This window comes from Solibacillus sp. FSL K6-1781, from assembly GCF_038630735.1.
GTDB classification, from domain to species: Bacteria; Bacillota; Bacilli; order Bacillales_A; family Planococcaceae; genus Solibacillus; species Solibacillus silvestris.
In genome coordinates, this window is sequence record NZ_CP152038.1 from 1840629 (window position 1) to 1865942 (window position 25314).

The window sequence follows — 25314 nt, forward strand, 5'->3', positions numbered from 1 at the left end:
TCTATAGAAGAAATTTTTTTCAGCTATTCATTGCTACTAAACATTTGTATAACTGACATAAGACCGCCTCTTTCAACATCTAGCAGTCTTTCTACGTTGAACATAAACGCTTGTATGCGGGTAACACGATCATGGTTTGTCAATTGAACCATATCATCATCAAAAACAGTATTTGCATATGTCACAACCATTTCCATGCATTCATACGGGTATGGGGTATTAAACATTCCTTGTTCAATACCTTCAAAGATGATTTCCGTCAATATAGGCGTAAGGCCATTGATGATGATTTTCTGTATTTTCTGATGCATAAGCGCATTTTGAGGTCTATGAATATGTTCCATAATTTCATCGCTACTTCCGCTGCTTAGATTCATTGACATGACAACACGGATGATACGATCGACTATGGGGATGGTTTTGTTTGCGGCAACTTCCTGTGCTGCACCTAATAGTCGTCCACTATAACGCTCCATCAGCGCGTCCATAATCTCCTCTTTTGATTTGAAATGATGATACAATGTGCCTCTCGCTATTCCTACCTTTTCGAGAATATCGTTTGTACTCGTACCGTCAAAGCCCTTCTTACTAAAAAGCTCATCTGCCACATCAAGAATTTCACTTTTACGTTCTTCTGCATCTTTTCTCATTTTCCCCTCCAATACAGACCGATTGCCTGTTGGTAAAATTATAATACTATGTATAATTTTGTCAATTATATTTTTAGTTATATTTTTGATTTATTGAATATATTGGTATTAATGAAATGTTATTAGATGCTAGAAAGGAGAATGTAAGTTATTAGGGTACATAATCGTAGACCATAGTGACAATTCAATGTGGACAGAAAGCAGTCCATATCCAAAAATCGGTTTTCAAGTTTTCTACAAAGTGAATATTGCAAAACTGTTACCAATTGAGTCGAGATATGAATCTATCCAACGTATCTTTTTAAACCCTAATGATATTTTCGACTAATTTATCAGGTTTAAGGAAAATATTGGTTCCAAGAATTATTGTTTGTTCGACCATCTATACTTAAATTGTTAGAAGGAGATAAGTAAATCAGACAACATTTTTCGGCGAGATAGATGGTTGGAAAATTGTTAAAGGGGAAAGAGGAAGGATAACATTTTAAAGGGTTATTAAACGATAGATTTAATTGAATAATCTTCAACAATCGGGCGCTATTCTTGAAAAGAATTGTGCGTTCTTCAGCTAAAGGGCCATATTATTGAATAACTTTTTATGGAATAGCCATAGAAAAATGCGGTTTTAAAACAATAAGAAATATACATGATTTTATACAAATTAAAGGAAATGCATTAGAGAGGGTTTTCGGTTTATATTAAAGAATAGTTTAAGATTTAAACTATAAGGGGGTGATTGGAATGAAATTTATTGAACTAAAAATATTTACAACACTTGTTACTTCATTAATAATTTCAATCGCTTTAGCATTTAATTATATTTATTTTTTACATAATCCACCCAACTATGATGAATTTTTTATTAGCCTATTTGGTTATAGCCTTTATGTCCTCCCATTATTTGTTGTTGGTGCAAGTGTTTCTTTTATTTTAGACTTTAAAATCAAAAACAAATTTTATAATTTTGTTAGTTATATTTTTAGTGGGTGCTTAGTTGGAATTCTATTTTGTTTTATAGCTTTTCGAGGGATATCCATTAGAGATCATATATCTTTAATGATGATATTAGGCATCATCTGTGCAATTCTATTTTGGTTAACGCAAAAAATATTAAAAAAAGCATTTTTTAAACATTCAACTGATCTTTGAATTCCATGTTCTTTATCAATTTTTCATTTAAATCTTCTTCTTAAAAAGAGAAAATAAAAATTGTATTATCTGAATCAGTAATTCTATTAACCAAAAGAACAATCCTATAATTAAGGCATATTTAAAAATAGGGGGTTGTTGAGTCCTTTTCGAGGAAGGTGCATCAGAAGGTAAGAAAGTTACTGACCTCACGGGTGTGGATGTTGCTTCTTTCTGTGACGAACTAGTAAAGGATGCGAAAACTTGGCAGGACAAATATCGAAAGAAGTTGAATGATACCATTGGTCGAGGCTAATGACAACATCCTAGCCATTTTTACAAAGTGAATATTCAACAATCTGGCGCTTTTCGGTACTGCACCCCAAAAGTTAGAGTAAAAAACTAACCTTTGAGGTGATTTTTTATGACTAAATATAATGAAGAATTTAAATTGATGGTGGTTCAAGAATATTGAAGTGGATCACTAGGATATAGAGCGATAGCGAAGAAATATGGTGTCGGTGCTACACCGTTATGGAAATGGGTACGTGCTTATAAAGAGTTTGGGCGTAGCGGCTTATCCGTTAAGAAAACGAAGCAGTTTTATTCTGTTCATTTTAAATTAGATGTATTAAACTATATGAAACGAACAGGGGCTTCCTATCAAGATATTGCGATTCACTTTAACTTGAATGATCCAACTTTAGTTGCCAGTTGGTATCATAGGTTTTTAAATGAAGGGGTAGAGGGCCTACAAAAAAAATCAAAGGGGCATCCGTCTATGTCTAAGAAACAAAAATCAACAGTGAATAACCAAGAAAAAACTATGTCACGTGAGGAGCAGTTAGAACGCGAAAATGAACTACTTCGTTTAGAGGTCGCGTATTTAAAAAAGTTGAAAGCTTTTCGATAAAATCCGGACGTCTTCCTCGAAAAGCACAAGCTACCATTGCCTTCGAACTTAAACAAGAAGGATTTCGATTAAAAGATATTTTAAACAATTGGATATTCCAGAAGTAACGTACCCATTATCAGATGAAACAAAGAAACAAGCAGATTCGAACGAAAAATGGGAAACTTTGATTTTAGAAACCTTTTAAAAGCATGAAGGGCGAAATGGCTATCGTCGAATTCATGCGGAATTAAGAGAGATGGGATACACAATAAATCATAGAAAAGTTCAACGAATTATGAAAAGTTAGGGTTGAAATGTGTAAAATTTGTACGTGAATCACGTTATAAATCTTACAAAGGACAGGTTGTGAAAGTCGCTAAAAACCTTTTGAATCGTAGATTCAGAACACCATATGCCCTTCAAAAATTGGTGACTGATGTAACTGAATTTAAATGTTCAAATGATGAAAAACTATATTTATGTCCAATTATGGACTTATATAATGTTGAAATTATTGGGTTTAGTATGTCAAAACGACCGAGCCTAGATTTTGTATTAGATTCACTTAAACAAGTACTTCCAATCATTGAGAAACGTCCTGAATATCGGACAACAATTCATTCCGATCAAGGATGGCACTATTAACACAATATGTGGGTGAAAACATTAAGACAGAACAGGATTTTTCAAAGCATGTCTCGTAAAGCAACATGCGCAGACAATGCGGCCATGGAGAACTTCTTTAGCTTACTAAAACAGGAAATGTATTATGGAGAACAATTAATCTCTTATGAAGCATTACAAAAGAAAATAAATGAGTATATCAATTATTATAATAATGTTCGCATTAAACAAAAACTGGCCGGCATGAGTCCGGTAAATTACCGAAAACATGCCAGCCAATTAGCTGCATAATAAAAACTCTAACTTTAAGGGGTCACTACCTTCTTGAAAAGGAACTGCGCTTTCTTCAGCTAAGGGCCATATAATTGAACAACATATTAATGAGGTTATCGTCAGAAAAATACGGATTTATAACCCTCCTACTTAATAAGTTTGTAACGTTTATTTGTTGTAACAAATAAAATGAAAATAATTACCACACCTACTACGGCGAGCAATAATTGTAAGCCCAATCCAAAATCTAAATAATCGTTCATGTAATAAAAATTTCGCTGTTTAGATATGATTTGTCCTACTTGTATATACGATGTCGGATAGTTTTGAATATCCCAGAAATGACCTACATAACGGCTGAAATAAATATTCTCGCCGAAAATGATTAGTAAGCCGACAATAAGGTTAACCATTTCTTGGCGAAGCACCACACTGCATAAAACTACACAACTTATAATGACAATAAACCATGCAAAAATTAAAATAGCCGATTCCCATAAAAATTGAGCTAATGTCATCATTTCAAATTTGCCATCTTTTAGATATTCCAGATGAGCTGCATACACTGGCGACGGTAAATGAAGATGTCCAAAACTAGTCTGAAAACCTATAACAAGGAAACCAAATCCTAATGGGACAAGTAAAGCAAAGCCACCTATTAAGACAACGAACATTTTGACAAGCAGCTTTTTCCAGTCGCTTATAGGAAATCCTTTTATAATGGATGGATGACGTCGGTCTTTAGTAACGATATCAATAGCCAATAGCAAGACACAAACAAATAAGATTATTGGAAGTATCCCCTTTAAGAGACGTTCCAATGTTTGAAATGCTGTCCTTTGTTCAAATGCATCGATAGTTAAGGCATAATCTGCTTTTGAATAAGCATCATAGCGGGCAGCTTGCTCTAAATAAGAATAAAAGGCATCTTCTTCAGCATATTCATTATTTTTTATAAAGTACTTTGTATTATAGGTAAATAATTCACTTCTATATGTAAATGCATTCGTTATAAAATACCAATCACGCGACAATTCAGCATATTTATTTAAATCCTCTTCTTTTAATGCGTCTAACCTTCCTTTATCAATAGGATTGATCGCCTTAAAAATATCTCTTGCATGCAGGACGGAAGGATGGGTGCCATTTAAATCTTGCCCTTCCATTCGATTCAAAAATTCTTGACGCATTAAATAACGTGCCTCAATCTCCTTCTCGTTTACATTTTCTATCGGATTGTAAGCAGGAGCTATCTGAAATACATAATAAAGTGTCACAAATACAAGCAGAAAGTAGACTGCTATGTTTTTTTTATTTAGGAAAAATTCCTTAAACTCGAATTTAAAATAACTCCACATGAAGTTGCCCTCCTATCCTCTCCCAATCTTTCCAATAGAAAAGAAAGTTTTAATGACAAATAACATAAATATAATACTGATAGATAAGATAATTAATCCTAGATTCATCGTAATATCGATAGGCTTTATTAATTCAGTTGAAAAGCCTCTTAAAATATTATTAAAGTTCATGAAATTAAAAGGATTATAGGGGAATAAGCTAATAAGTGCTGGGAAAATTGCAGGTAAAAAGAATAAAATAAAATGGACAAATAGTGTTAAATACAAATTTTTTAACAAGAAGTTTAAGATAATGGATAGCAGCATAATAAAAATTGAAATCAAAATCATATAACCTATACTCATTGCGATATATTGAAGTGCGGAAATTAATTTAACGTTTCCTAAATAAATGCCCACAGGTTCTGAAAGATCACCAAATCCATTTATTATCCCTAATGGAGTAGCACAAACAAAAATGAGTAGGATGCTTGCTATAGTAGTTGAAAATGATATGATGCACTTTGATAAAATATAGTGATCGAATCGAACTGGGAAACCCTGAATTAGACTAGTATGTTCAAAGTCATCAATTAAAATTGAACTGGTATGGAAACTGACAAATATGTACCAACCAACACCGACATTACTAAAGAAAAACAGTAAAAATGGTATGTATTGTAATAAATTTAGTATCGTATCCTTGCCAACCTCTTTCATCTCCTCAAAATAAAGGTGATCCAAAGAATTTTGTATTTTAGAAGGAAATAATTCTGAAATTTCTTCATATCCCTCTATATCGAAAGCTTTCTGTCTTAATTCTGTAAGGTGAAGTGAGGCCTCATAGTATAAAGTTTGGTTATCCATAGTTAGGGAAGCGATTTGTAAGGCAATAGTCCTTTTCTGCTCAGTTAAATTTTTGAATAAATCACTATTATCACTTGTTTCTGAAGCATCTTTCACCAGAAACTGTGAAAGTATTGCTTGTGTTGAATAATAGTCTCCTTTTTGTTCAAAAATTTGATTCCCGACAGACTGTGCTTTTATGTAAAATATAAAGCCAAATACAATAATTAAAACGGCAATAAGTATAGCTAAATTTCTCTGGTTTGATCGTTCTATCAGTAACCCTACTTTTAATGAATCAAACACAGTTTCACCTCCCTCAATAATTGTTGATATGGCAATGCCTACGTATCTATTAAGTAGAAGACCCATTTTGAAAGTATATCTATAATTATATTTATTTATTTCAAGAAAATATTTTTTAAAACCTACTGCAGGTTAAACCACTAATTGGAAATACATCTAACACTTAATGCATTATTTTAATGTGCATTGGGGGTTTCTGCTGTATTATCCCTATATGTTTTTGAAGATACTTGACCATATTTCTTTTATATCCTCCTATACTTATAGTTCGGTTATAATATTACATATAATACCATATAAATTTACATATAAATACAATGAAAAAGTTATCGTGCGAAATTAAAACTATCAGAAAGGATTGATCCGCATGAATTGTAATATTATTAAAGATTTATTGCCTTCTTATATTGATGAAATTAGTAGTAAAGAGACTGCTGAAGCTGTTGAAGAACATATTGAACACTGTGAAGAGTGTCAGCGATATATACAGAGGATGAAGAAACCAAACACTAGCATTCAAATGATGACAGAAGAAGTAAGTGCAGCAAAGGAGCCTTTTAAACGGATTAATAAAAAGCGACGTATTCAAGTACTAATAGCAATTGCAATTACTTTTATGGTGACAATAATAGGAGCATGGGTAGTACAAGATGTTGGGGCAGTCAATGACATTTTCTTCCCAGACAAGTGGGGATTGGCAACTGTAACAGATGATAGGGAAGAATGGGAGAGTATAAAGTTTAGCGATCAAAACTATATAATATTTGATAGTATTTTTTGGAGGAAAGAAATCGTTAATCATGCGAATAATGGGAAGAACGTTTTATTAAGTGTAAAAGATGATAATGACAATATAGTCATTGATGAAATTCTAGTACCTGCAGGGAAAAGTGTGAAATTAGAGGGCTTGAAAAGAAATGAAAAATATTACATTGAAATCAAAGCACCACAAGGTAGATTTACCATTGTTGCGGTATGAATGTATTTTTGGATAAGAATTTTGAATAGATATCCTCAGCATTAGGGCGCTTACCTTGAATAAAGGAAAGGCCTCTTTTTCCTTTAAAGGGACAGATTGTTGAATAAGTATCTGTACCATGAAATATACGTTTTATTCCTGGTACCATATGTCAGTAAAAAAGATACGTTTGTACGGTTAAACATAGTAGTTCCCATATGAGTTCCGATTTCTGATCATCCTAAATAACCGGAGCCTGTATAGGTGGCCCTTATTTAAATAAAAAAAGACAGGCTGAGATTATGTTCAAGTTGTTCAACAAAATGGCGCGAATTAATTAATAAACTTCCCATTCTTTATAACATTCTGCATCAATACCTAGTGTGTTTGTTTTTAGCCATTCAAATGCTTTAAGGACTAAAGGCGAAGCGTTATCTACTGATACATCTTGCTCTGACACCCAAACAGCTCCAAGTGAATCTTGTCCATCAAATTGTAGGGGTTCACTCAATTCTCCACCTATTTTATTAACTAAATAATAAACAGCTATATGATGTAAGTCTGTGAACCCATTCCAATTGTTAGGGAGTTGAAAATCAATAACACCAATATTTTTTAGAATTTCAATTTCAATGCCTGTTTCTTCTAGAAATTCTCTTTTCATTGCAATTGATAAACTTTCCCCAGATTCTAGGCTACCACCGGGGAGGTCATAACGGTTTTTATATGGCCCACCATTTTTATTTATTACTAGGAGCTTTTCATTTTCTGTATAAATCCCATAAACACCAAAGGCTCGGTGATAATTTTTGGTTTCCTCCACGATACATTGACTCCTTACTAAAATGTATTTGGTAATATTATACAATATATACTTTAATTTTTCTTTAACTGTTAAATTTAGATCTTGAAAAATTATAAGTTATCAATTTATATTATAGGACCATATTAGGGATTTATTAGTTAATAGTTGTAAAAATGGTAAGATAATGGGGATGTTTTGTTATATAAAGGGGGATTTAAATGTCATATTTTAAAGTAGTAGTTAATGGAAATTCTAATCAAGTTTTAACAGAAAGAGAAAAATTGATTTTATAAAACTCAATATTGCATTTTTCAGCAATGACAAATGCTATTGTTACAGGCAAAGGGGTTATGTTAAATCCACCAGATGAGGGTACGATGGGAATTGTTTTTGCATATCCTGAAGCGATTGATGCTGAAAAGGAAGTCGAAGTCCGTGAAAGTATTGTTAAAAGATTAAACAGCTTTTTTGCTATGTCAAATCTTGAATTAAATGCAGTCATTATTTGAAAAACATTCTTCAACAATCAGGCAGTTTAGCAGACAAGACTATGTGAGCGGCTTTTTTCGTTTGGAGAAAAATAAAAAATTGGGAGGAAAAATGAAAAACAAAAATATTCTTATAACGATAAACTGGGTTACTTTCACTATTATGTTATTGGTGGGAATTTCAACAGCAGCATTTACGCTGTATGATTTAAATACTCAGATTACGTTTGGTGAAGAATCACAGTCTCGTGCGGGATTCCGATGGGGAATAATACACAAAATCATTTTAATTACAGTTTTCCTGTCAACTTCCTTATTATGTTTTGGTTGGAAACGACTATTCCCATTTAATGTACCTATTGCAATCATAATAGCTGGTTTATGCTATTTACTATTTTTCTTTACATTTACAATTGGATGGGTCGGTTTTGTAGGGACATTTGGCTTCCTTATCGCATTCATGGTTGGCGTAATATTAATCATTTGTTACTTGGTGTTCAAGTTTCTTGAAGTTCGTAAGGCTAATCACACTTAAATAGTAACTAAGTCATACGGATATCGCCACTCCAGTTTATGCCGTTAAGAGGGGAGATTATATGAGCGGAGATTCTATTGTTTGGTTGATTATAATATTGTCTATTTTAATTTGTGATGGAATAGCAGTGTATTTATACCGCAAAAAAAGATTCCCTTTATGGGTTTCGGCAATTATTATAGCTCTTTTAGTACCAGTGATTGTATATAGTTTTGTAGTTTTAGGAATTGATTATTTTAAAAGAACCAATACCGATCCGGATAATACAGGAGAAGGAATAGCCTTTGCAGGAGGATTTATAGCGATAGTACTGGCATTCAATGCAATAGTTATGTTTGTGATCGGAGTTATTTTAAATATCTACACTTTTATTAAAAAGAGGCAAAGTGGATAACTGCACGGGTATGCAAAAGTGAAAACTCTAAGGGGGGTAATGTAGTGAACCCGCACAATTTAATAATAACCCAGTATCATCCAAAATATGCTGAACAGACAGTGGGAATGTGGAGAGAAAGTAAGGAACGGGCTATTGGTCAGAAAGAAGGACATAGCTTTGAAAATCATATATATTTTCTAAATAATATATTAAGTGAGCAGTATCAAATAGATGTAGTCCTTATGGATGACAAAGTAGTTGGTATGATTGCCTATAATGATAGGGAAATCAGCCAACTTTACATTCATATTGATTTTCAAGGATTTGGTATAGGTAAAACATTACTTGATAAGGCAAAAGAACAGTCAAGTGGAAAATTAACATTATATACATTTGAAGTAAATGAAAATGCACGAAGATTTTATGAAAAAAATAGCTTTAAAATCATTTCCAGAGGGCACGAAAATGAAGAAAACTTACCTGATATTCTTTATGAATGGATTTCCAATAAATAATTTAATGGAGAAAATGGAGTGATAGTTTGTTGAGAATAATTTTTTCAGTAGTTTCCGCACTTCTTTTTTTGTTATTAATTTTTATTTACAGAAATGCCTTTTCGTTTTGAAGAAAAGATTTTTAACTTAATTGTTGGCACTAATATATACTTACCTTTTGGATTAGGAATTTTAGGATTATTATTTGCCATGTTCGGTGTGAAAGGATATATAAGACTAACATTAGTAGGCTTATATATTGCTGGCTTGGTTGGCTATCTTGTTATATTGATTATGGCAACAGTGGGTTTTCAAAAACCATAAGATTTGCTATTTATAAACTAAATTAGCCATTTTGCATTATGTACAACGTTCACGAAAATGAGTATATGAGTAAACAAAAATAACCAAGACAATGCCTTGGCTATCTTTTATTTCCATACGGAATACACATAGGTGTTCCGTATATTGGATCTTCTATAATTTCACAATTTAGTTGGAAAACATCTTGAACGAGCTTTATAGACAAAATATCCTTTGGCTTTCCTTGCGCATATATTCCTTTATTAACGAGGGCAATAATATTGGTAGCATAGCGGCAAGCCAAATTGATGTCATGCAGTACCATTACGATTGTACGATTTTTTTCTTTGTTCAATTTGTACAATAAATCTAATACTTCAATTTGATGTGTGACATCTAAATAGGTTGTTGGTTCATCAAGTAAAATAATATCTGTTTGTTGCGCCAAAGTCATCGCAATCCATGCCCGTTGTCTTTGTCCACCTGAAAGATTTTCAACTTCCATATCCTTAAACTCTATCAAACCTGTGGCAGCAATCGCTTGTTCAACAATGAGTTGATCCTCATTAGACCATTGTTTGCGCCAATTTTGATATGGAAATCGTCCTTGTTTCACTAATTGTAGGACGGTTAAACCTTCTGGTGCCATTGGTTGTTGTGGTAAAATGGCTAGTCTCTTAGCAGTATCTTTTGCGGACAATTTCGTAATATCCTCATTATTTAATAGGATGGATCCACTTTGGGGTTTCAATAATCGAGCAATGGATCTTAGAAGTGTAGATTTCCCGCAACCATTTGCACCTATTAATACGGTGACTTCTCCTTTAGGCATAACTAAATCTAAAGGCTCGATAATAATTTTTTCACCGTAATTTAACTGTAGCTGCTTTGTTTCAATCATTCTTATCAGCCTACCTTTTTTGCATTTTTATTAACAAATAAATAAAGTAAGGTGCCCCTATTGCGGCAGTAAATACCCCTGCGGGAACAACAATAGAACCGAATAAGCTCCGTCCGATCGTATCAGCAAGTACAACTAAAATTCCACCGATACAAGCTGAAGCAGGAATTAGCGAACCAAAGGATGATCCGACTAATTTTCGTGCAATATGTGGAGCCATTAATCCTACAAACCCAATTGTACCCGCAAATGAGACGGCACTCCCTACAAGAGCGGTACATAAAAGTAACAATGCCAGTCTCGTCTTTTGAACATGCTGTCCTAGGCTAGTTGCCACATCATCACCAAATTGCTGTAAATTTAAATGACGAGTAACGAGCAAGGTAATGATGAATAAGCAAGTGACTACGGGAATAATAATTTTCACTTGTTGCCATGTCGCACTATTCACACTTCCGGTAATCCATACATTTGCTTTGCTTGCCTGATAAATCGGGCCAACGAGCATCAATACGGTTGTGACTGCCTGCATAAATGAAGCAATACCAACGCCGATCATTACGAGTCGTGTAGCAGAGACGCCATTTTTCCAAGCTAAACTGTAGACGAGTAGTGCCGTAGCTAAAGCACCGATAAATGCTGCAAACGGCATCCATTCAATACTAACAGTTAGTGAAGAGTTAGCATCGCTAAATATTGCCAAAAACGCAACAACGGCTGTGCCTGCACCAGTTGAAATACCGATTACATCTGGTGAAGCTAAAGGGTTACGTATAATTCCTTGTAAAATTGCACCTGAAATTGCTAAACCCATACCAGCAAATAATGAGATAAAAATTCGTGGCATTCGAAATTCTTGAACGATTAGTGTGTCAAATGCGGAACCTTTACCAAAGAGTATCGAAATAACTTTAAGCGGAGAAATAAAGGAATCACCAATCGATAAACTCAAAATAAATGTTAAAGCAACTATAAGCAGTAATATGAATAGCTTTTTTACAGCGCTTAAATCTACTAATTGTGAAAAATAATTTGATTGTAAGTTTATTAACTTTTTCATCCTTTATTAAATCCCTTTCTAGCTATATATACAAAGATTGGCGTACCAATTATGGCAGTCATGACGCCCACGGGTACTTCTTGTGGCATGATGATATAGCGTGCACCTAAATCTGCAAATAGTAATAATATCGCTCCAAGAAGTGCAGCTAACGGAATATACCATTGATGTTCCGTACCAATTATTTTGCGTGCAATATGCGGAATGATCAAACCGATAAAGCTTATTGGTCCAGCGATTGCAACTGAACCTCCAGCTAGTAGCACAACAATGAGTACAATTAATAACTTGGTTCTTAGAACATTCAATCCTAACCCTTTTGCGACATCCTCACCTAAAGACAACAAATTCAATTGTTTCGCCATAATCGCAGTAATAAGCCAGCCTATAGCAAAAAAAGGCAGTACTACCCATAGCATTTGGAGATCCCTTCCTTGTACAGATCCCGCAAGCCAAAATAATACCTGATCGAGCTGTGCTTCATTGATCGCTAACAAGCCTTGAGTTATGGAATAAAACAACGCACCTAGAGCAGTCCCGGCTAAAGTCAAGTTCATAGGCATCATTTCTCCATGACCAATAGAACTAATCGCTAAAATACTAAGGGCCGAAATAGCCGCACCTAAAAATGCGACTAATGTAAAACTAAAGAGACTTGTCATTTGTAAAATACTTATAGCAAATACTACAAATAAGCCGGCACCAGCATTTATTCCTAAAATACCTGGAGAGGCTAAAGGATTTCTTGTCATTGTTTGAAGTAAAGCACCAGCTATTGCAAGAGAAGCTCCAACAAAAGTGGCAATAAGCGCCCTAGGTAAACGATGCTTAAGAATAATGATATGTTCATTACTTTTATTAAAATGAAAAAATGCCTCCCAAGTTGTATGTAGATTCGTATTAGCATAGCCATATGTAATACTTAGCACGATCCCTATTATCATCATAATAAAACCAAATAATAATAGAATTACTTTCGATAAGTTACTTTTCATCATATGAATTCCTTTGATTAGAATGAATATTTAAAAAATATGTTGACAGAAGATTCCTAGTCAAATATGATTTAAACTGTTGGAAAATGATAATCATTATCAATTATGTATTAGCACAATAATACTAACACACATATCGGAGGAAGAAAAGTATGAAAATGTCATTTAGTAAGGTCTTAGGAATTTTATTACTGTTAACAGTTTGTGTTCTGGCTGCGTGTAGCGATTCAGGGGAAACCCAAGAGGCAAGCAGTGCTGAGCCGAAAGAGGAAAAATCTACATCATATACAGTAGAGCATGCGATGGGTTCTACAAATATTACATCAACACCTGAAAAAATTGTCGTACTAACAAATGAAGGAACAGAAGCATTACTTGCTTTAGGAATTAAACCGGTTGGCGCGGTATCTTCATGGTCAGGTGAACCTTGGTATGAACATATTGCAGAACAAATGGATGGAGTAGAAGTTGTAGGGCAAGAAACAGCTATCGATTTAGAAGCGATTGCTAAGTTAAAGCCAGATTTAATTATCGGTAATAAAATCCGTCAAGAAGCTGATTATGAAAACTTAAGTAAAATTGCGCCGACAGTTTTTGCTGAAACATTAACAGGACAATGGAAAGATAATTTCACATTATATGCAGAAGCAGTTAATGCTGTAGATAAAGGCGAAGAAGTATTGGCGAATTATGATGCTAAGATTCAAGAAACAAAAGAATCTTTAGGCGATGTAGTTAATCAATCTGTATCTGTCGTTCGCTTCTTATCAGGCACTTCTAGAATTTATTACACTGACTCATTTTCAGGTGTTATTTTAAAAGAATTAGGCTTTAATCGCGTAGGAGAGCAAGCAGATTTATTTACTAAAGATAATCAAATGGCAGTAGAAGTCGGTAAAGAATTAATTCCACAAATGGATGGGGATTTGCTATTCTACTTTACTTATCTGCCAACAGGCGACGATTCAGCATCTGCAACAGAAGCTGAATGGACAGCTGATCCATTATGGCAAAATCTTAATGCAGTAAAAAATGGCAAAGCTATTAGCGTGAATGATGCTGTTTGGAATACAGCAGGTGGTATTTTAGCAGCTCGAAAAATGCTTGAAGAAATTCAAGAATTATTAGCTCCTTAATTTGAAAGAGCAGACGTTTAGAATTGGTTACATTGCAATTCTAAAACGTCTGTTTTTTATTTAGATTGAAGGTAAAAATGCATGGTGAAGCTATTCGAAAATAATTACAAACAAATTAGAGGAAAATACCGCCTTCTTATCTAATCATTATGTAATACCTATCACTGGAAGGAGTAGCGCAAATGTATCAATATTTTAATGGTTTCGTAATTAGAGAAGGTACTGATGGGATTCCAGCCGACTTTGTTGAGTCCTTGTTTAAAGACGCTGGATGGGCAAAAAATATTCCATCGTGGCAAAAAGAAAAATACTCACTCATCTTTAAAAATTCCACTTGGGCATTTACTGTTTGGGATAATGAGAGAATGATTGCAATGGTGAGAGTGATATCCGATCAAATCATGGCAGCAAATATAATGGATTTAGTCGTTTTAACAGAATATAGAGGCAAAGGGTTAGGGAAAAAACTTGTTGAGTTATGTATTCAAAAACTTCCGCATGGGGATTGGTTTGCGCACACTTCAGCAAACAATTTTAAATTTTACGAGGGCTGCGGATTGGAAGTAAAAGATGTATCAACCCATGGTACTTGTGTATATTATGGCTATATACAAGCTAGGAAAGATGGACACCGTTAAAACCTTTATTCAAATTCAGTAGAAAATAAGAAGCTTTTTTAATGGAGGAGAAAAATGACTGCAACTTATGTTAATTGGGGCAAATCAAGAGTTAAACTAACTTGGGAAGAAAATACTTTACTTCCTCAATCTAATTTGATTACAAGTGTACACGGTTTTTGTTTTCAAGAAGATCAACTGTTACTAGTCGACTTAAAGGATCGAGGGTGGGATTTTCCGGGAGGACACATCGAACAAGAGGAAACTCCAGAGGAATGCTTTAAACGGGAAGCTTTGGAAGAGGGCTATATTGAAGGGGAATGTGAGTTATTGGGACATATAATTGTAGACCATTGCGAAAATCCAATGTGGACAGAAGGCAGTCCATATCCTAAAATCGGTTATCAGGTTTTCTACAAAATGAATATCACAAAATTGTTACCATTTGAAGGTAAATATGAATCTACCCGACGTATTTTTATAAACCCTAATGGTATTTCCGACTATTATCCAAAATGGAATGGGCTTTATCAGGAAATAATGGACTGTGCTATACAATAAATGACGTATGAAATTTTATACATATACCGTTCCAAACTAAACTTTTGAGGGACACAGAAAAACGATTTTACGCAAGGAATACACAACGGTCTTATACCATTATAGTTATGCTTTAATTTATAACTTCTACAATCTGATGTTATCTTTGAAATAAATAAGGATAAGTGCTCATCTTCATTTTAGGACTAGATTTGAAGAATGGTTGGGGTAATAATATGTAATAATTAAAGGCAGTTTTTACATTAGAATAGCTCTTCCAATAATGAAAAGGTACTTTTGAAATAACAGAGACAAAAGTACCTACACACTAAATTTAAGGTTTTAAAACCACTTTAATGCAATCTTCTTGTTTTGTATCGAATATTTCATAGCCATGTTTTGCTTTTTCGAGAGGGAGGACATGTGTGATGATATCACCTGCATTCACTTTACCATCAGCAATTAAATTATAGACATGAGGCATAAGATGAACAACTGGTGCTTGTCCAGTACGTATCGCTACATTGCGTTGGAAGATATCACCGAGTGGGAAGGCATTATATCGCCCACCATAAACACCGGTAATTTGAATTGTTCCACCTTTACGTACAGCTTGACTGGCTGTGACTATCGCTCCCATAGCGCCACTTTGCAGTTTTACGCCACTTGCAAGGAATTCTAGAGGCGTCATTTTTCCGCTCATCCCGACACAATCAATGACAACGTCTGCGCCGCCTTTTGTAATCTCTTTTAAATATTCACCACAATTTTCATGGTCTTCAAAATTAACGATTTCCACTTTATTTGTCTTCTTTGCATGTTTGAGACGATATCCGATGTAGTCAACTGCGATTACTCTTTCCGCACCTTTTAACCAAGTAAATTTTTGCGCCAATAGCCCAACTGGTCCGCAGCCAAGAATAACAACCGTATCTCCTTTTTTTACACCGGCATTCTCTACACTCCAAAAAGCTGTAGAGGCAGCATCGGCAAGTAGAACGAGACTTTCATCAGGAACTTCTGATTTTTCCGGAATTTTGAAAGGGAGAAAATTGCCATAGGGAACGCGCATATACTCTGCCTGTCCTCCCGGAAAACCGCCTGTAGTGTCTGAATAGCCAAAGTAGGCACCCATTTCACCATTGTCATTGGAATTATCACATTGACTTTCCAGCTCGTGATTGCAGTACCAGCATTGACCACAGGCAATGTTAAAAGGAATAATAACCCGATCACCCTTTTTTACCTTCGTCACATCCTTACCGACTTCTTCTACAATTCCCATCGGTTCATGGCCAATAACATAATCTTGTCCAAGATTTGGAATCATTCCATGAATCAAATGCAAGTCTGACCCGCAAATGGCCGTTGTTGTTAGGCGGACAATAATATCATCGGCTTTTTTTATTTTAGGGTCTTTTACTTCTTTAACCTCAACATTTTTAACACCTTGATAAGTAACAGCTTTCATTTAAAATATCCCTCTTTTTTAGTTAATTTTTTGGTGGGGTAGGGAACATTCCTTTGCGGTTCATGCTCTTAGGAAATAATTCCAACTGTGCAATACTAATCGCATTTTCTGCAGATTTAATATCCAGTTCTTTTTGACCTTCAAGATTAAAGGGCTTCAGCCATTCTTTTTTTTGCATTAGATCAGAAATCTCAAAATATAAATCAATCATGACATCTAGCTGAGTTCTCATGATTTTTTGAATTGCAGGGGAAGCTGTTTCGGTTAAGGCGATTGAAAGATTTCGAATACCCGTTTTGGTAGTAAGTAAAAACTCAAGAGCAACTCCCGAATCAGTTAGTTCAGGCATTCCAACTGAATTTATAGGATCTAAATAGTCTTGCATATCAATGTCCTCCTAATATTCTAATTCTGATTTAGAGTAAAGCTTAACCATGGCAGTGAGTGCTGGGGTAGATAATTTAACATTTTTGTCTAATAAGGCTCTTAAATCATCATCAAAGACAACCCCTTGACTCAGCTTCGATTTGAGTAAACTCGTTGTCATAAAGTTTATGACTTCATGAAATTCCATTGTTTCATGAAGTGCTAATTTTTTTTCTAACACGTTAAGCACACCTCCTGATTTTTCTTTAAAAAGTTACCACGATGAAAGTCTACCCTGTAGAAGTCTATATATACATTTAGGTTTTGGATTAGAAATGAAGATACTAAAGTGTATAAAAGGACGATATGATTGAAATAACTGTAGAAAAGCAAAGAAAGGTATCGGTGCCATGTTTTCATTTTTTAAAGGGAAAAGGGAAATGAAGAATAGTAAAAATCAGCAGGGAAATAGCCCTACTGAATCTACTGATAAATCGTCGAATAACATCGATACCTCATTGTCCATGAATGTGGAAATCATTAAAAAAAGAACAGGAAATAGTTCAGATATTGTAATCAGACCGGTTAAACTGGGGAAATACCCTAAGGTTAAAACGAAAATTGTGTATATTAAAGGGCTGATAGATAATCAAACTGTTAACGACTTTTTAATAGAAGCGATGATAGATATTCCTGCATCCCAAGAACAGAATACTCAACAGGAGGTAATCGATGTGATTGCCGAAGATGTTGTGGCTGTCGGTGGGATAAAAAAATCAAGGGACTGGGACGAACTATTCACAGAATTGATGTCAGGAAATACGATTATATTTATCGAGGGCAATAACGCAGCTCTAAGTGTCAGTACTCAAGGTGGGGAAAGACGTTCCATTCAAGAATCGACTACCAATGTTTCTATTCGCGGGTCGAAAGAAGCGTTTACTGAATCAATTGAGACTAATATCGCTTTGGTACGTCGGATTATCAATACGCCAGATTTGTGGATTGAAACTATGAAAATTGGCAAAATGACAAAAACAGATGTTTCCATCATGTATATAAATGGCATAGCAAAAAATGAAATCATCGAAGAAGTACGCAAACGTTTAAAAAGAATTGACATCGATGGCGTTCTGGAATCCGGATTTATAGAACAGCTGATTGAAGATCAGACAAATACCACATTCCCAACTATACATCATACAGATAGGCCAGATGGAGTGGCAGGTAATCTTCTTGAAGGGAGGATTGCCATTTTCGTAAATGGGACACCTTTTGTGCTGATGGTACCAGCCTTATTTATTGACTTTTTTCAATCGGTCGAGGATTACTATGAACGTTTTGACATCTCAACAGCCATTCGTTTATTGCGTACCATCATCTTCTTTATATCCTTGATCGGACCTGCAGTTTACATCGCTGCGACTACCTTTCACCAGGAGATGATTCCAACAAAACTAACCGTCATTGTAGCCGCTCAGCGAGAATCTGTTCCTTTTCCTGCATTTGTCGAGGCGCTCATCATGGAAATTACATTTGAAATTTTAAGAGAAGCAGGATTAAGAATGCCAAAAGCGATAGGTTCTACGATTTCCATCGTTGGTGCGCTTGTCATTGGGCAAGCAGCGATTCAGGCAGGCATTGTTTCACCAGTTATGGTCATTGTCGTCTCTATTACTGCGATTGCCAGTTTTGCAACCCCTTCTTATGCGGTTGCAATATCTGCACGTTTGGTTAGATTTATGTTTATGGTCAGCGCAGCAACGTTCGGTTTTTACGGAATGATTCTGGCGTTTATCATCCTTGTCGTCCACTTATCCAGCTTACGTTCATTTGGTGTTCCATATATGACACCCCTTGCACCATTCATTAAAGAAGAAGTTGGGGATACCATTGTCCGAAGACAACTTTGGGATTACAAGAAAAGACCAAAGTTAATTAGTGGCAGAAATAAGGTCCGGCAAGGGGAAAATCAGAAACCACACCCTCCAGAACCTCGTACCATGAATAGTTCTGACTATGAGAAAGGAGAATGAAATGAATCGTAAACCGATTTCTCTTTACTTAATAATAGCAAGTATCTCATTTCTTTCGGGTTGTTGGAGTCAAAAAGAGTTAAATGAACTGGCAATCATTTCCGCCACGTCTATTGATAAAAATGAAGAGGGGAAATACATCAAGACCATTCAACTGATTAATCCATCAAATGTAGCAGGGGGGCTACAGGGGGGAGGTGGTGGGCAAAGTCCTGCTGTTACCGTTTACTCTGCAACAGGAGATAGTGTACTTGAAGCCCATTTCAACGCATCAGCCAAAATCTCTCGAAAGCTGTATCATTCTCATGCAAATTTAATTGTATTGAGTGAAGATGTTGTACGAGAGGATGGACTAGAAAATGTTTTAGATGCCTTCGAACGGGATCCGGAAATCCGATCAACAGCCAGGGTTGTGATTGCTCATAATACAAAAGCTGGCGATTTGCTTAAATCTTTGACAGCCGTTGATAAAATTCCAGCTGATAAAGTGAACGGAACTTTGGAAGTTACTGAACAATCTAGGGGTGTAAATTTGGAAGTGACTCTTCAGGATGCTATTAAGGCACTTACCTCCGAAGGGAAAGAACCGGTAATCAGTGGTTTTAGTATGAATGGAGATATTGAGCTTGGGAAAAGTATGGAGAATGTCCAGAAATCAGAACTCGATACTACTCTGGAAGCAGATGGAGTGGCCATATTCAAAGAAGGAAAGTTGATTGACTGGTATCAAGATGATATGGCCAAAGGGGTAATATGGATACTGGATAAAATCAAAGAAACTGATGTAGAACTGGACAGGGATGAAAAGAAAAACGTCATCGTTTACCATGTTCTTCGGCAAAAAACAAAGGTTTCTGCAGACACAACAAATGACATTCCTACCATTACAATTCATGTACGTGCTGAAGGTGATGTTCGCGAAGTAAGGGAACCGATTAACCTGAAGGATCCAAAAGTTTTATTGGAATTAGAAAAAGAACTGGAAGAAAAAATCAAGACACAGTTAGTTGATACGATTAAACGTACACAACAAAATAAAACCGATATTTTTGGGTTTGGCGAAGAAGTTCATCGTACCGACCCTAAAAAGTGGAAGAAACTGAAAAATGATTGGAACAACACTTACTTTCCAGAACTAAACATACAAGTAAAAGTTGAAGCTTTTGTTAGGCGTAGTGGCCTAAGATCAAATTCAATTTTATCGAATTTGAAAGATTAAGCACTGAAGTGGAGGGGGATTTATTGGAAAAGGCAAAAATTAGCACGTATCAACTTTTCGTGCTCATTTTCTTATTTGAAATTGGCAGTGCCATTTTAGTCCCTCTTGCTATTGAAGCGAAACAGGATGCTTGGCTGGCAGTTTTGATTGGACTGGCAGGAGGCTGTTGTTTATTTTGGATTTATCATAGCCTTTATTCATATTATCCGGAAATTCCGCTTACTGAATATATACAGCAAATATTAGGGAGTTTTTTAGGAAAGGTTTTGGCCTTTTTATATGTACTTTATTTTATGTATATTGCAGCGAGAGTCCTAAGGGATTTTGGAGAAATGCTAATCATTGTTTTCTATCCGCAAACACCATTGTTTATCATGAATGTACTGATGGTATTAGTGGTTGTGTATACAATTAGTAAAGGAATTGAGGTTATTGCGCGAACAGGAGAACTACTATTTATAATCATGATGTTGATTGGCATAAGTGGCACCGTTTTAATTATTATTTCTGGCCTTATTGAAATATCTAACCTAGAACCAATGCTCGAAGAAGGAATAAAGCCTGTTATAAAAACGGCATTTACCCAAACCCTATTTTTCCCTTTTGGTGAAGTCATTGTATTTGCCATGGTATTGCCCTATTTGAACCAAAAATCAAAGGCGATGAAAACCGGTTTACTTGGACTAGGTCTGAGTGGACTGATCATAGCGCTAATTATGGCTATGAACATCAGTGTACTCGGTGTAAACCTCATTTCACGATCACATTTCCCCCTACTTTCAACCATACAAACCATTGAATTTGCAGGTTTTTTACAACGGCTAGATATTACATTTATGCTATCGACGGTAATCGGAGGTTTCTTTAAAATCAGTATGTATTTCTATGCTTCGATGGTAGGCACTGCAAATTTATTCAATATAAAAAATTCAGCTCAGTTGGCGTATCCATTGGGGTTGCTCCTGTTAGTTTTATCTATAACCATTGCCAGCAATTTTTCTGAACATGTTTATGAAGGATTACAGATTGTCCCATTGTATGTGCATCTTCCTTTTCAAGTGATTATTCCTGTTCTTCTTCTTAGTATTGTTTTTTTTAAGAACAGGAATAAACAACGCAAACGTATTCGTAATTAAATGGTAATTTTCGCTTTTGGAGTGTGATAAAGATTGAAAATCCTCGGTATTTCCATTTTGATGTTCTTATTATTATCTGGCATTTCTATTGGTATGGACAGTCTTTTAGGGTTTGACTTAAAAACTTCATTTAAGAATGCCGTAAATCCTTTTTTGGTGATGGAGGTAACTGAAATTATTATTTTTTATTTCCTTATCATTATTTGGGTTTATTGTTCAATTCGTTTATTTCTTATAAAAAGAAGTAAGAAACAATAATCAAAAATTCCAATTTAGGATTTTGTGTAATATGGTGCACCGCGCACAATAAAATTTTTTCATCATATATAGTTGATATCCGTTAGAATAAGTGAGGAGGATATCATGCAACCTATGTTACCTATGGAAAAATATTTTGGACAGTTTGAACTGGTGCATGCTTTTTATGGTGCAATGCCTACAGGTGTCAGTATTTCCGAAACCGGTCGTATTTTTGTTTGCTTTCCGAAATGGGGAGATGAAGTTCAATTTACTGTGGGGGAAATTGTGGATGGCGTATTGATGCCCTATCCCAATTTAGAAACCAATATAAATAATACAGGTAATAGTGCAATGTCTTTCGTAAGTGTCCAAAGTATAGTTGCTGATGGAAGAGGGACACTTTGGGTACTAGATACAGGGGCACCCAATTTTTCTGAACCTATTTTAGGGGGAGCAAAATTAGTAGCTGTTGATTTAAGTACGAATACAATAAAGAGAATATATCTTTTTACAAAGGATGTTGTCTTACCAACAACTTACCTGAATGATGTTCGTTTGGATTTTCGAGTTGGAAGAGGAGGGTATGCCTATATAACAGATTCTTCTTCAAGAGGGCCAGGGGCTATTATCGTTCTAGATTTAGATAATGGGAATGCGTTTAGAAGGTTAAATGGGGCAATATCAACTTCTCCTGATCCCTATTTTTTACCGAAAGTAGAAGGTAAAATATTGATGAATCGAAATCCGGACGGCACGACTTTTCCCTTTAGATTGGCTTCCGATAGTTTAGCGATTTCTCCTGATGGAAAGGTGTTATTTTATGCTCCACTAACTAGCCGTCAATTGTTCTCGATCTCAACAGAAGCACTAAGAGACAGAAGTATTCTGGACATGAATTTATCCCAATATGTACAGTATTGGGGCGAAAAAGGTGCGTCTGACGGAATGATCACCAGTGAAAAAGGAACAGTTTATGCGGGAGATTATGAAAATAACAGTATCCGGAAATTATTACCGAATGGTGAAATGGAAACTATCGCACATGATCCTAGAATTTTATGGCCGGATACTTTTTCGATTGGCCCCGATCAGTATTTATATGTCATTGTGAATCAATTACACCGGCAGGCAAGATTTCATTATGGAAGAGACCTCAGGAAAAAACCATATAGTTTACTTCGTATGAGAATTGATGAATTCCCTGCTCCTACCTTTTCAAAACGGTTACAGTGAACTACCATTTTAAGGTAAAGAAGAAGCAATTAATAAAAAGTAAATTCGCATAACCCCAGGAAGGATACTGATTACAAGAAATATATTAATCAATCTGATAAAAGTTTTTAATTTTAAACCACTTCTACAATTTACCCATGTCCTTCTTTCTTTTGAATGTCACTTAATTCTGTTTTTGAAGAAGTTATAGTCGATGAGGTTTCGAAATATAATAACCCTGTAAGTAAGGTACTCCCATTTCCTTAGCAATTTGAAATTCTTCCTTCGTCTCTATTCCCTCAAGAACAACGTACATATTTATCTTCATCTTAGATATTAAATTTAACATGAAATTTTGCTTTTCTAATAAAGCCGATAAACATGAACGATCGAACTTTACAAAATCAGGTTTATAACTCTCTATAAAGTCTACAGAAAAATGATTAAAAGTAACGTCATCAAAAGCAATTTTAAACCCCATGTATTTTAACCACTGTAGACACTCTGAAAAAAAGTCCTCTTTCCAAAAATCCTTTTCACAACTAGCTTCATTTATTTCAAAAACTATTCTATATTTTATTTTTGGATAGTTATGTAATAAGTTTTCAATGAAATTTTTAAAATTAGGGTGAACGATAGAAGAGGGGTACACATTTAAAAAAAGGATATACTTCTCAAAAAAGTAATAAGGAAATTCTTTTATTGCATTTGAGATTGCTGCAGAATCGAACTTAAATAAAAGTCCTTTATCCCTTCCATAATTAAAAATAATTTCTGGATTAATAAAGGGTGTAGTTCGAATCAATGCCTCGTAAGCAAAAATTTCCCCACTCTCTGAACCCATTAATGGCTGAAAAACGGTATAAAATGCGCGTTCCTCAATTAACTTTGAAATATTTAACATTTGCCATGAATACCTCCACTTAAATAACATTTTAAATTACTGTTGTAGAATAAAACTAAATTAAATTAATGTCTAAGTTGCAAACATGTAAATTTATGCTAAGTCTAATTATTTCAATTGATAGTACGACAAATGGCAAAAGTAAAGCGAACATCAAGTTGCTAAGTTGCATAATCTCTATGCAGAATCATAATACTTATTTAGTAATCCATCTAATTTTTGGCTGCAATTTACTACCTCTGGATGTGTGAATCCTAAATGGTTTACTTTTTTATATAAATGTTTTCTTTTTCTTTCTATTCTTAGTTTTAATATTAATTTTAAAAATCTCATAAGTAATGTCTCTTTCACTTTTTGTTAATTATGTTGTTTAACCTTAGAAAAGTTAGTTTTTTAATTGACTGATGTATAATATAACTAAATTAAGTTGTTGTCTAATTCGTTTCAGACACGTAAATATCCATTTGAGATAATAAAATAATATTTTCAGTCAAGAAATGATGGATTTAAAACAACAATTCATCTTCTTTTAGAAATTATTTTCAAACAAAAAACTCAACACAAATGCTGAGTTTGGTTAATATGTTTTATAATCTTTTAATTCCTTTACTATATTTTTAGATATTCTGGCTGTTTTATTATTTTTAAAATGTCCAATAAAACATTGACCTCTCTGTTCAATTATTTCTAAATAGTCAATATTTATAATGTAGGACCTATGGCAAAAAATAAAGTGAACATTAAGTTGCTTATATAATTTAGCCAATGATTCATAAGTTGCATATTCTTTATTGCCTGTATGAATTATCGATTTTCTCTCGGATCTCTCAATGAACATAATCTCATTTAATGGTACAAAAATAACGTAATTATTTTCTTTTAACATCAAACTCTTTTTTGCCGAAATATTACTTTCAAAGTTATTTCTTTTGGATATCGGAATATGTTCAGTAATATTAATACAAGAACCTACAACCTCTACAACTTCCTTGTTATTATATACTGGTCTTAAGGATGCAATTTGAAGTATTCCATTTATCTCTGCTTCATATTGGACATAATTTCCCTCCCAAGCCTGTAGGTAATATTGATGTTTGATATCAGCATAATTTTTTGGATAAAAATCATGTAATGTTTTTCCTATAATATCTCCTGCTTTAAACCCTAAATGATGAAGTAAATCGCCAACAATCATCGTATGGATAAAAACTTCACCATTTTTTATAAATTTATAAACCATACCAGTATGATTGGCGTTTAATTGTTTTACATACCCTAAATCACTCATAGTACCTCTCCAGTAGTTAAGAAATTAATTTTTCTAATTTAACTTTGGTTTCTTATACAATTTTTCTTCTAGGATAAATTTTACTAAGAAATTTGACAATGGTAATAATTTCTTGTTATTACAAGATGTAGGTATCATAATCTCCAAAAACAACAAGATCACCATTAATTTCTAC

29 protein-coding genes and 1 pseudogene are annotated in these 25314 nt (G+C 34.4%); 17 read left to right on the forward strand and 13 right to left on the reverse strand.

Features of this window, described 5'->3' with window-relative positions; all coding sequences use genetic code 11:
- Positions 1-23: 23 nt before the first annotated feature.
- On the reverse strand, positions 24-650 hold the full coding sequence (locus tag MHH37_RS09080; protein WP_342575973.1) for a TetR/AcrR family transcriptional regulator: 627 nt from the start codon (positions 648-650) through the stop codon (positions 24-26).
- Positions 651-1391: 741 nt separating this feature from the next.
- Between MHH37_RS09080 and MHH37_RS09085 the strand changes: the two genes are divergently transcribed.
- The 5 genes and pseudogenes from MHH37_RS09085 (at position 1392) to MHH37_RS09105 (ending at position 3588) form a co-directional block, all read left to right on the forward strand.
- Positions 1392-1799, forward strand: a complete 408-nt coding sequence (locus MHH37_RS09085) for a hypothetical protein (protein WP_342575974.1) — start codon at positions 1392-1394, stop codon at positions 1797-1799.
- Between the two features lie 145 nt (positions 1800-1944).
- Positions 1945-2094: pseudogene (locus tag MHH37_RS09090) on the forward strand (DUF1048 domain-containing protein); the annotation flags it as partial.
- A gap of 465 nt (positions 2095-2559) precedes the next feature.
- Positions 2560-2691: a hypothetical protein gene (locus tag MHH37_RS09095; protein WP_342575975.1), complete on the forward strand. Its 132-nt coding sequence runs from the start codon at positions 2560-2562 to the stop codon at positions 2689-2691.
- Positions 2692-2982: 291 nt separating this feature from the next.
- Positions 2983-3318: a DDE-type integrase/transposase/recombinase gene (locus MHH37_RS09100; protein ID WP_342575976.1), complete on the forward strand. Its 336-nt coding sequence runs from the start codon at positions 2983-2985 to the stop codon at positions 3316-3318.
- A 6-nt stretch (positions 3319-3324) separates the two neighbouring features.
- Complete coding sequence (locus MHH37_RS09105) at positions 3325-3588, forward strand: IS3 family transposase (protein ID WP_342575977.1); 264 nt, start codon at positions 3325-3327, stop codon at positions 3586-3588.
- A 128-nt stretch (positions 3589-3716) separates the two neighbouring features.
- On the opposite strand, the gene MHH37_RS09110 is transcribed toward MHH37_RS09105, so the two are convergent.
- Both MHH37_RS09110 and MHH37_RS09115 read right to left on the reverse strand, forming a co-directional pair.
- Positions 3717-4928 carry an ABC transporter permease gene (locus MHH37_RS09110; RefSeq protein ID WP_342575978.1) on the reverse strand — a complete coding sequence of 404 codons (1212 nt, stop codon included), beginning with the start codon at positions 4926-4928 and terminating at the stop codon, positions 3717-3719.
- Between the two features lie 12 nt (positions 4929-4940).
- A complete protein-coding gene (locus MHH37_RS09115) occupies positions 4941-6059 on the reverse strand; it encodes an ABC transporter (RefSeq protein WP_342575980.1) in 1119 nt (372 codons plus the stop codon).
- A gap of 367 nt (positions 6060-6426) precedes the next feature.
- Between MHH37_RS09115 and MHH37_RS09120 the strand changes: the two genes are divergently transcribed.
- On the forward strand, positions 6427-7038 hold the full coding sequence (locus tag MHH37_RS09120) for a zf-HC2 domain-containing protein (protein ID WP_342575981.1): 612 nt from the start codon (positions 6427-6429) through the stop codon (positions 7036-7038).
- A gap of 316 nt (positions 7039-7354) precedes the next feature.
- Here MHH37_RS09120 and MHH37_RS09125 read toward each other — a convergent pair whose 3' ends face one another.
- Positions 7355-7840, reverse strand: coding sequence for an NUDIX hydrolase (locus MHH37_RS09125; RefSeq protein WP_342575982.1), 486 nt, complete (start codon positions 7838-7840; stop codon positions 7355-7357).
- A gap of 299 nt (positions 7841-8139) precedes the next feature.
- Between MHH37_RS09125 and MHH37_RS09130 the strand changes: the two genes are divergently transcribed.
- The 4 genes from MHH37_RS09130 to MHH37_RS09145 all read left to right on the forward strand — a co-directional run bounded on the left by MHH37_RS09130 (position 8140) and on the right by MHH37_RS09145 (position 9736).
- Positions 8140-8331, forward strand: a complete 192-nt coding sequence (locus MHH37_RS09130; RefSeq protein WP_342575983.1) for a hypothetical protein — start codon at positions 8140-8142, stop codon at positions 8329-8331.
- 91 nt (positions 8332-8422) lie between these two features.
- The gene (locus MHH37_RS09135) at positions 8423-8845 is read left to right on the forward strand and encodes an RND transporter (protein WP_342575984.1); all 423 of its coding nucleotides are present in this window, start codon (positions 8423-8425) and stop codon (positions 8843-8845) included.
- A 61-nt stretch (positions 8846-8906) separates the two neighbouring features.
- Positions 8907-9239, forward strand: a complete 333-nt coding sequence (locus MHH37_RS09140; protein ID WP_342575985.1) for a hypothetical protein — start codon at positions 8907-8909, stop codon at positions 9237-9239.
- Between the two features lie 44 nt (positions 9240-9283).
- Entirely contained in the window at positions 9284-9736 is a 453-nt protein-coding gene (locus MHH37_RS09145) for a GNAT family N-acetyltransferase (protein WP_342575986.1), read from the forward strand.
- A 403-nt stretch (positions 9737-10139) separates the two neighbouring features.
- Here MHH37_RS09145 and MHH37_RS09150 read toward each other — a convergent pair whose 3' ends face one another.
- Genes MHH37_RS09150 through MHH37_RS09160 form a run of 3 tightly spaced genes read right to left on the reverse strand, consistent with a single transcriptional unit; the run spans position 10140 to position 12977 of the window.
- Positions 10140-10928 (reverse strand): ABC transporter ATP-binding protein, encoded by a 789-nt coding sequence (locus MHH37_RS09150; RefSeq protein WP_342576234.1) that lies wholly within the window; start codon positions 10926-10928, stop codon positions 10140-10142.
- A gap of 1 nt (position 10929) precedes the next feature.
- Positions 10930-11979, reverse strand: coding sequence for an iron ABC transporter permease (locus tag MHH37_RS09155; RefSeq protein ID WP_342575987.1), 1050 nt, complete (start codon positions 11977-11979; stop codon positions 10930-10932).
- On the reverse strand, positions 11976-12977 hold the full coding sequence (locus MHH37_RS09160; protein WP_342575988.1) for an iron ABC transporter permease: 1002 nt from the start codon (positions 12975-12977) through the stop codon (positions 11976-11978). Before MHH37_RS09160 ends, MHH37_RS09155 begins: the two co-directional genes overlap by 4 nt.
- 149 nt (positions 12978-13126) lie before the next feature.
- On the opposite strand from MHH37_RS09160, the gene MHH37_RS09165 reads away from it, so the two are divergent.
- The 3 genes from MHH37_RS09165 to MHH37_RS09175 all read left to right on the forward strand — a co-directional run bounded on the left by MHH37_RS09165 (position 13127) and on the right by MHH37_RS09175 (position 15288).
- Positions 13127-14110 carry an iron-siderophore ABC transporter substrate-binding protein gene (locus MHH37_RS09165; protein ID WP_342575989.1) on the forward strand — a complete coding sequence of 328 codons (984 nt, stop codon included), beginning with the start codon at positions 13127-13129 and terminating at the stop codon, positions 14108-14110.
- Positions 14111-14292: 182 nt separating this feature from the next.
- Positions 14293-14748, forward strand: coding sequence for a GNAT family N-acetyltransferase (locus tag MHH37_RS09170; RefSeq protein ID WP_008407175.1), 456 nt, complete (start codon positions 14293-14295; stop codon positions 14746-14748).
- A 54-nt stretch (positions 14749-14802) separates the two neighbouring features.
- Positions 14803-15288 carry an NUDIX domain-containing protein gene (locus tag MHH37_RS09175; protein WP_342575990.1) on the forward strand — a complete coding sequence of 162 codons (486 nt, stop codon included), beginning with the start codon at positions 14803-14805 and terminating at the stop codon, positions 15286-15288.
- 313 nt (positions 15289-15601) lie between these two features.
- Here the strand turns inward: MHH37_RS09175 and MHH37_RS09180 are convergent, their stop codons facing one another.
- The 3 genes from MHH37_RS09180 to MHH37_RS09190 are packed head-to-tail and all read right to left on the reverse strand — an operon-like array spanning position 15602 to position 17345.
- Positions 15602-16738 carry a zinc-dependent alcohol dehydrogenase gene (locus tag MHH37_RS09180; protein WP_342575991.1) on the reverse strand — a complete coding sequence of 379 codons (1137 nt, stop codon included), beginning with the start codon at positions 16736-16738 and terminating at the stop codon, positions 15602-15604.
- A gap of 22 nt (positions 16739-16760) precedes the next feature.
- On the reverse strand, positions 16761-17123 hold the full coding sequence (locus tag MHH37_RS09185) for a spore coat protein (RefSeq protein ID WP_342575992.1): 363 nt from the start codon (positions 17121-17123) through the stop codon (positions 16761-16763).
- 12 nt (positions 17124-17135) lie between these two features.
- The gene (locus MHH37_RS09190) at positions 17136-17345 is read right to left on the reverse strand and encodes a hypothetical protein (protein WP_008407170.1); all 210 of its coding nucleotides are present in this window, start codon (positions 17343-17345) and stop codon (positions 17136-17138) included.
- A 169-nt stretch (positions 17346-17514) separates the two neighbouring features.
- Between MHH37_RS09190 and MHH37_RS09195 the strand changes: the two genes are divergently transcribed.
- The 4 genes from MHH37_RS09195 to MHH37_RS09210 all read left to right on the forward strand — a co-directional run bounded on the left by MHH37_RS09195 (position 17515) and on the right by MHH37_RS09210 (position 22968).
- Complete coding sequence (locus MHH37_RS09195; RefSeq protein ID WP_342575993.1) at positions 17515-19140, forward strand: spore germination protein; 1626 nt, start codon at positions 17515-17517, stop codon at positions 19138-19140.
- Between the two features lies 1 nt (position 19141).
- Positions 19142-20359, forward strand: coding sequence for a Ger(x)C family spore germination protein (locus MHH37_RS09200; RefSeq protein WP_342575994.1), 1218 nt, complete (start codon positions 19142-19144; stop codon positions 20357-20359).
- Positions 20360-20382: 23 nt separating this feature from the next.
- Entirely contained in the window at positions 20383-21495 is a 1113-nt protein-coding gene (locus tag MHH37_RS09205; RefSeq protein WP_342575995.1) for a GerAB/ArcD/ProY family transporter, read from the forward strand.
- A 363-nt stretch (positions 21496-21858) separates the two neighbouring features.
- Positions 21859-22968 (forward strand): L-dopachrome tautomerase-related protein, encoded by a 1110-nt coding sequence (locus tag MHH37_RS09210; RefSeq protein WP_342575996.1) that lies wholly within the window; start codon positions 21859-21861, stop codon positions 22966-22968.
- Positions 22969-23152: 184 nt separating this feature from the next.
- Here the strand turns inward: MHH37_RS09210 and MHH37_RS09215 are convergent, their stop codons facing one another.
- From MHH37_RS09215 to MHH37_RS09225, 3 genes are all read right to left on the reverse strand, one after another.
- The gene (locus MHH37_RS09215) at positions 23153-23851 is read right to left on the reverse strand and encodes an EAL domain-containing protein (RefSeq protein ID WP_342575998.1); all 699 of its coding nucleotides are present in this window, start codon (positions 23849-23851) and stop codon (positions 23153-23155) included.
- 177 nt (positions 23852-24028) lie between these two features.
- Positions 24029-24184 carry an aspartyl-phosphate phosphatase Spo0E family protein gene (locus MHH37_RS09220; protein WP_342576001.1) on the reverse strand — a complete coding sequence of 52 codons (156 nt, stop codon included), beginning with the start codon at positions 24182-24184 and terminating at the stop codon, positions 24029-24031.
- 244 nt (positions 24185-24428) lie between these two features.
- On the reverse strand, positions 24429-25139 hold the full coding sequence (locus MHH37_RS09225) for a LytTR family transcriptional regulator DNA-binding domain-containing protein (RefSeq protein WP_342576003.1): 711 nt from the start codon (positions 25137-25139) through the stop codon (positions 24429-24431).
- Positions 25140-25314 lie beyond the last annotated feature (175 nt).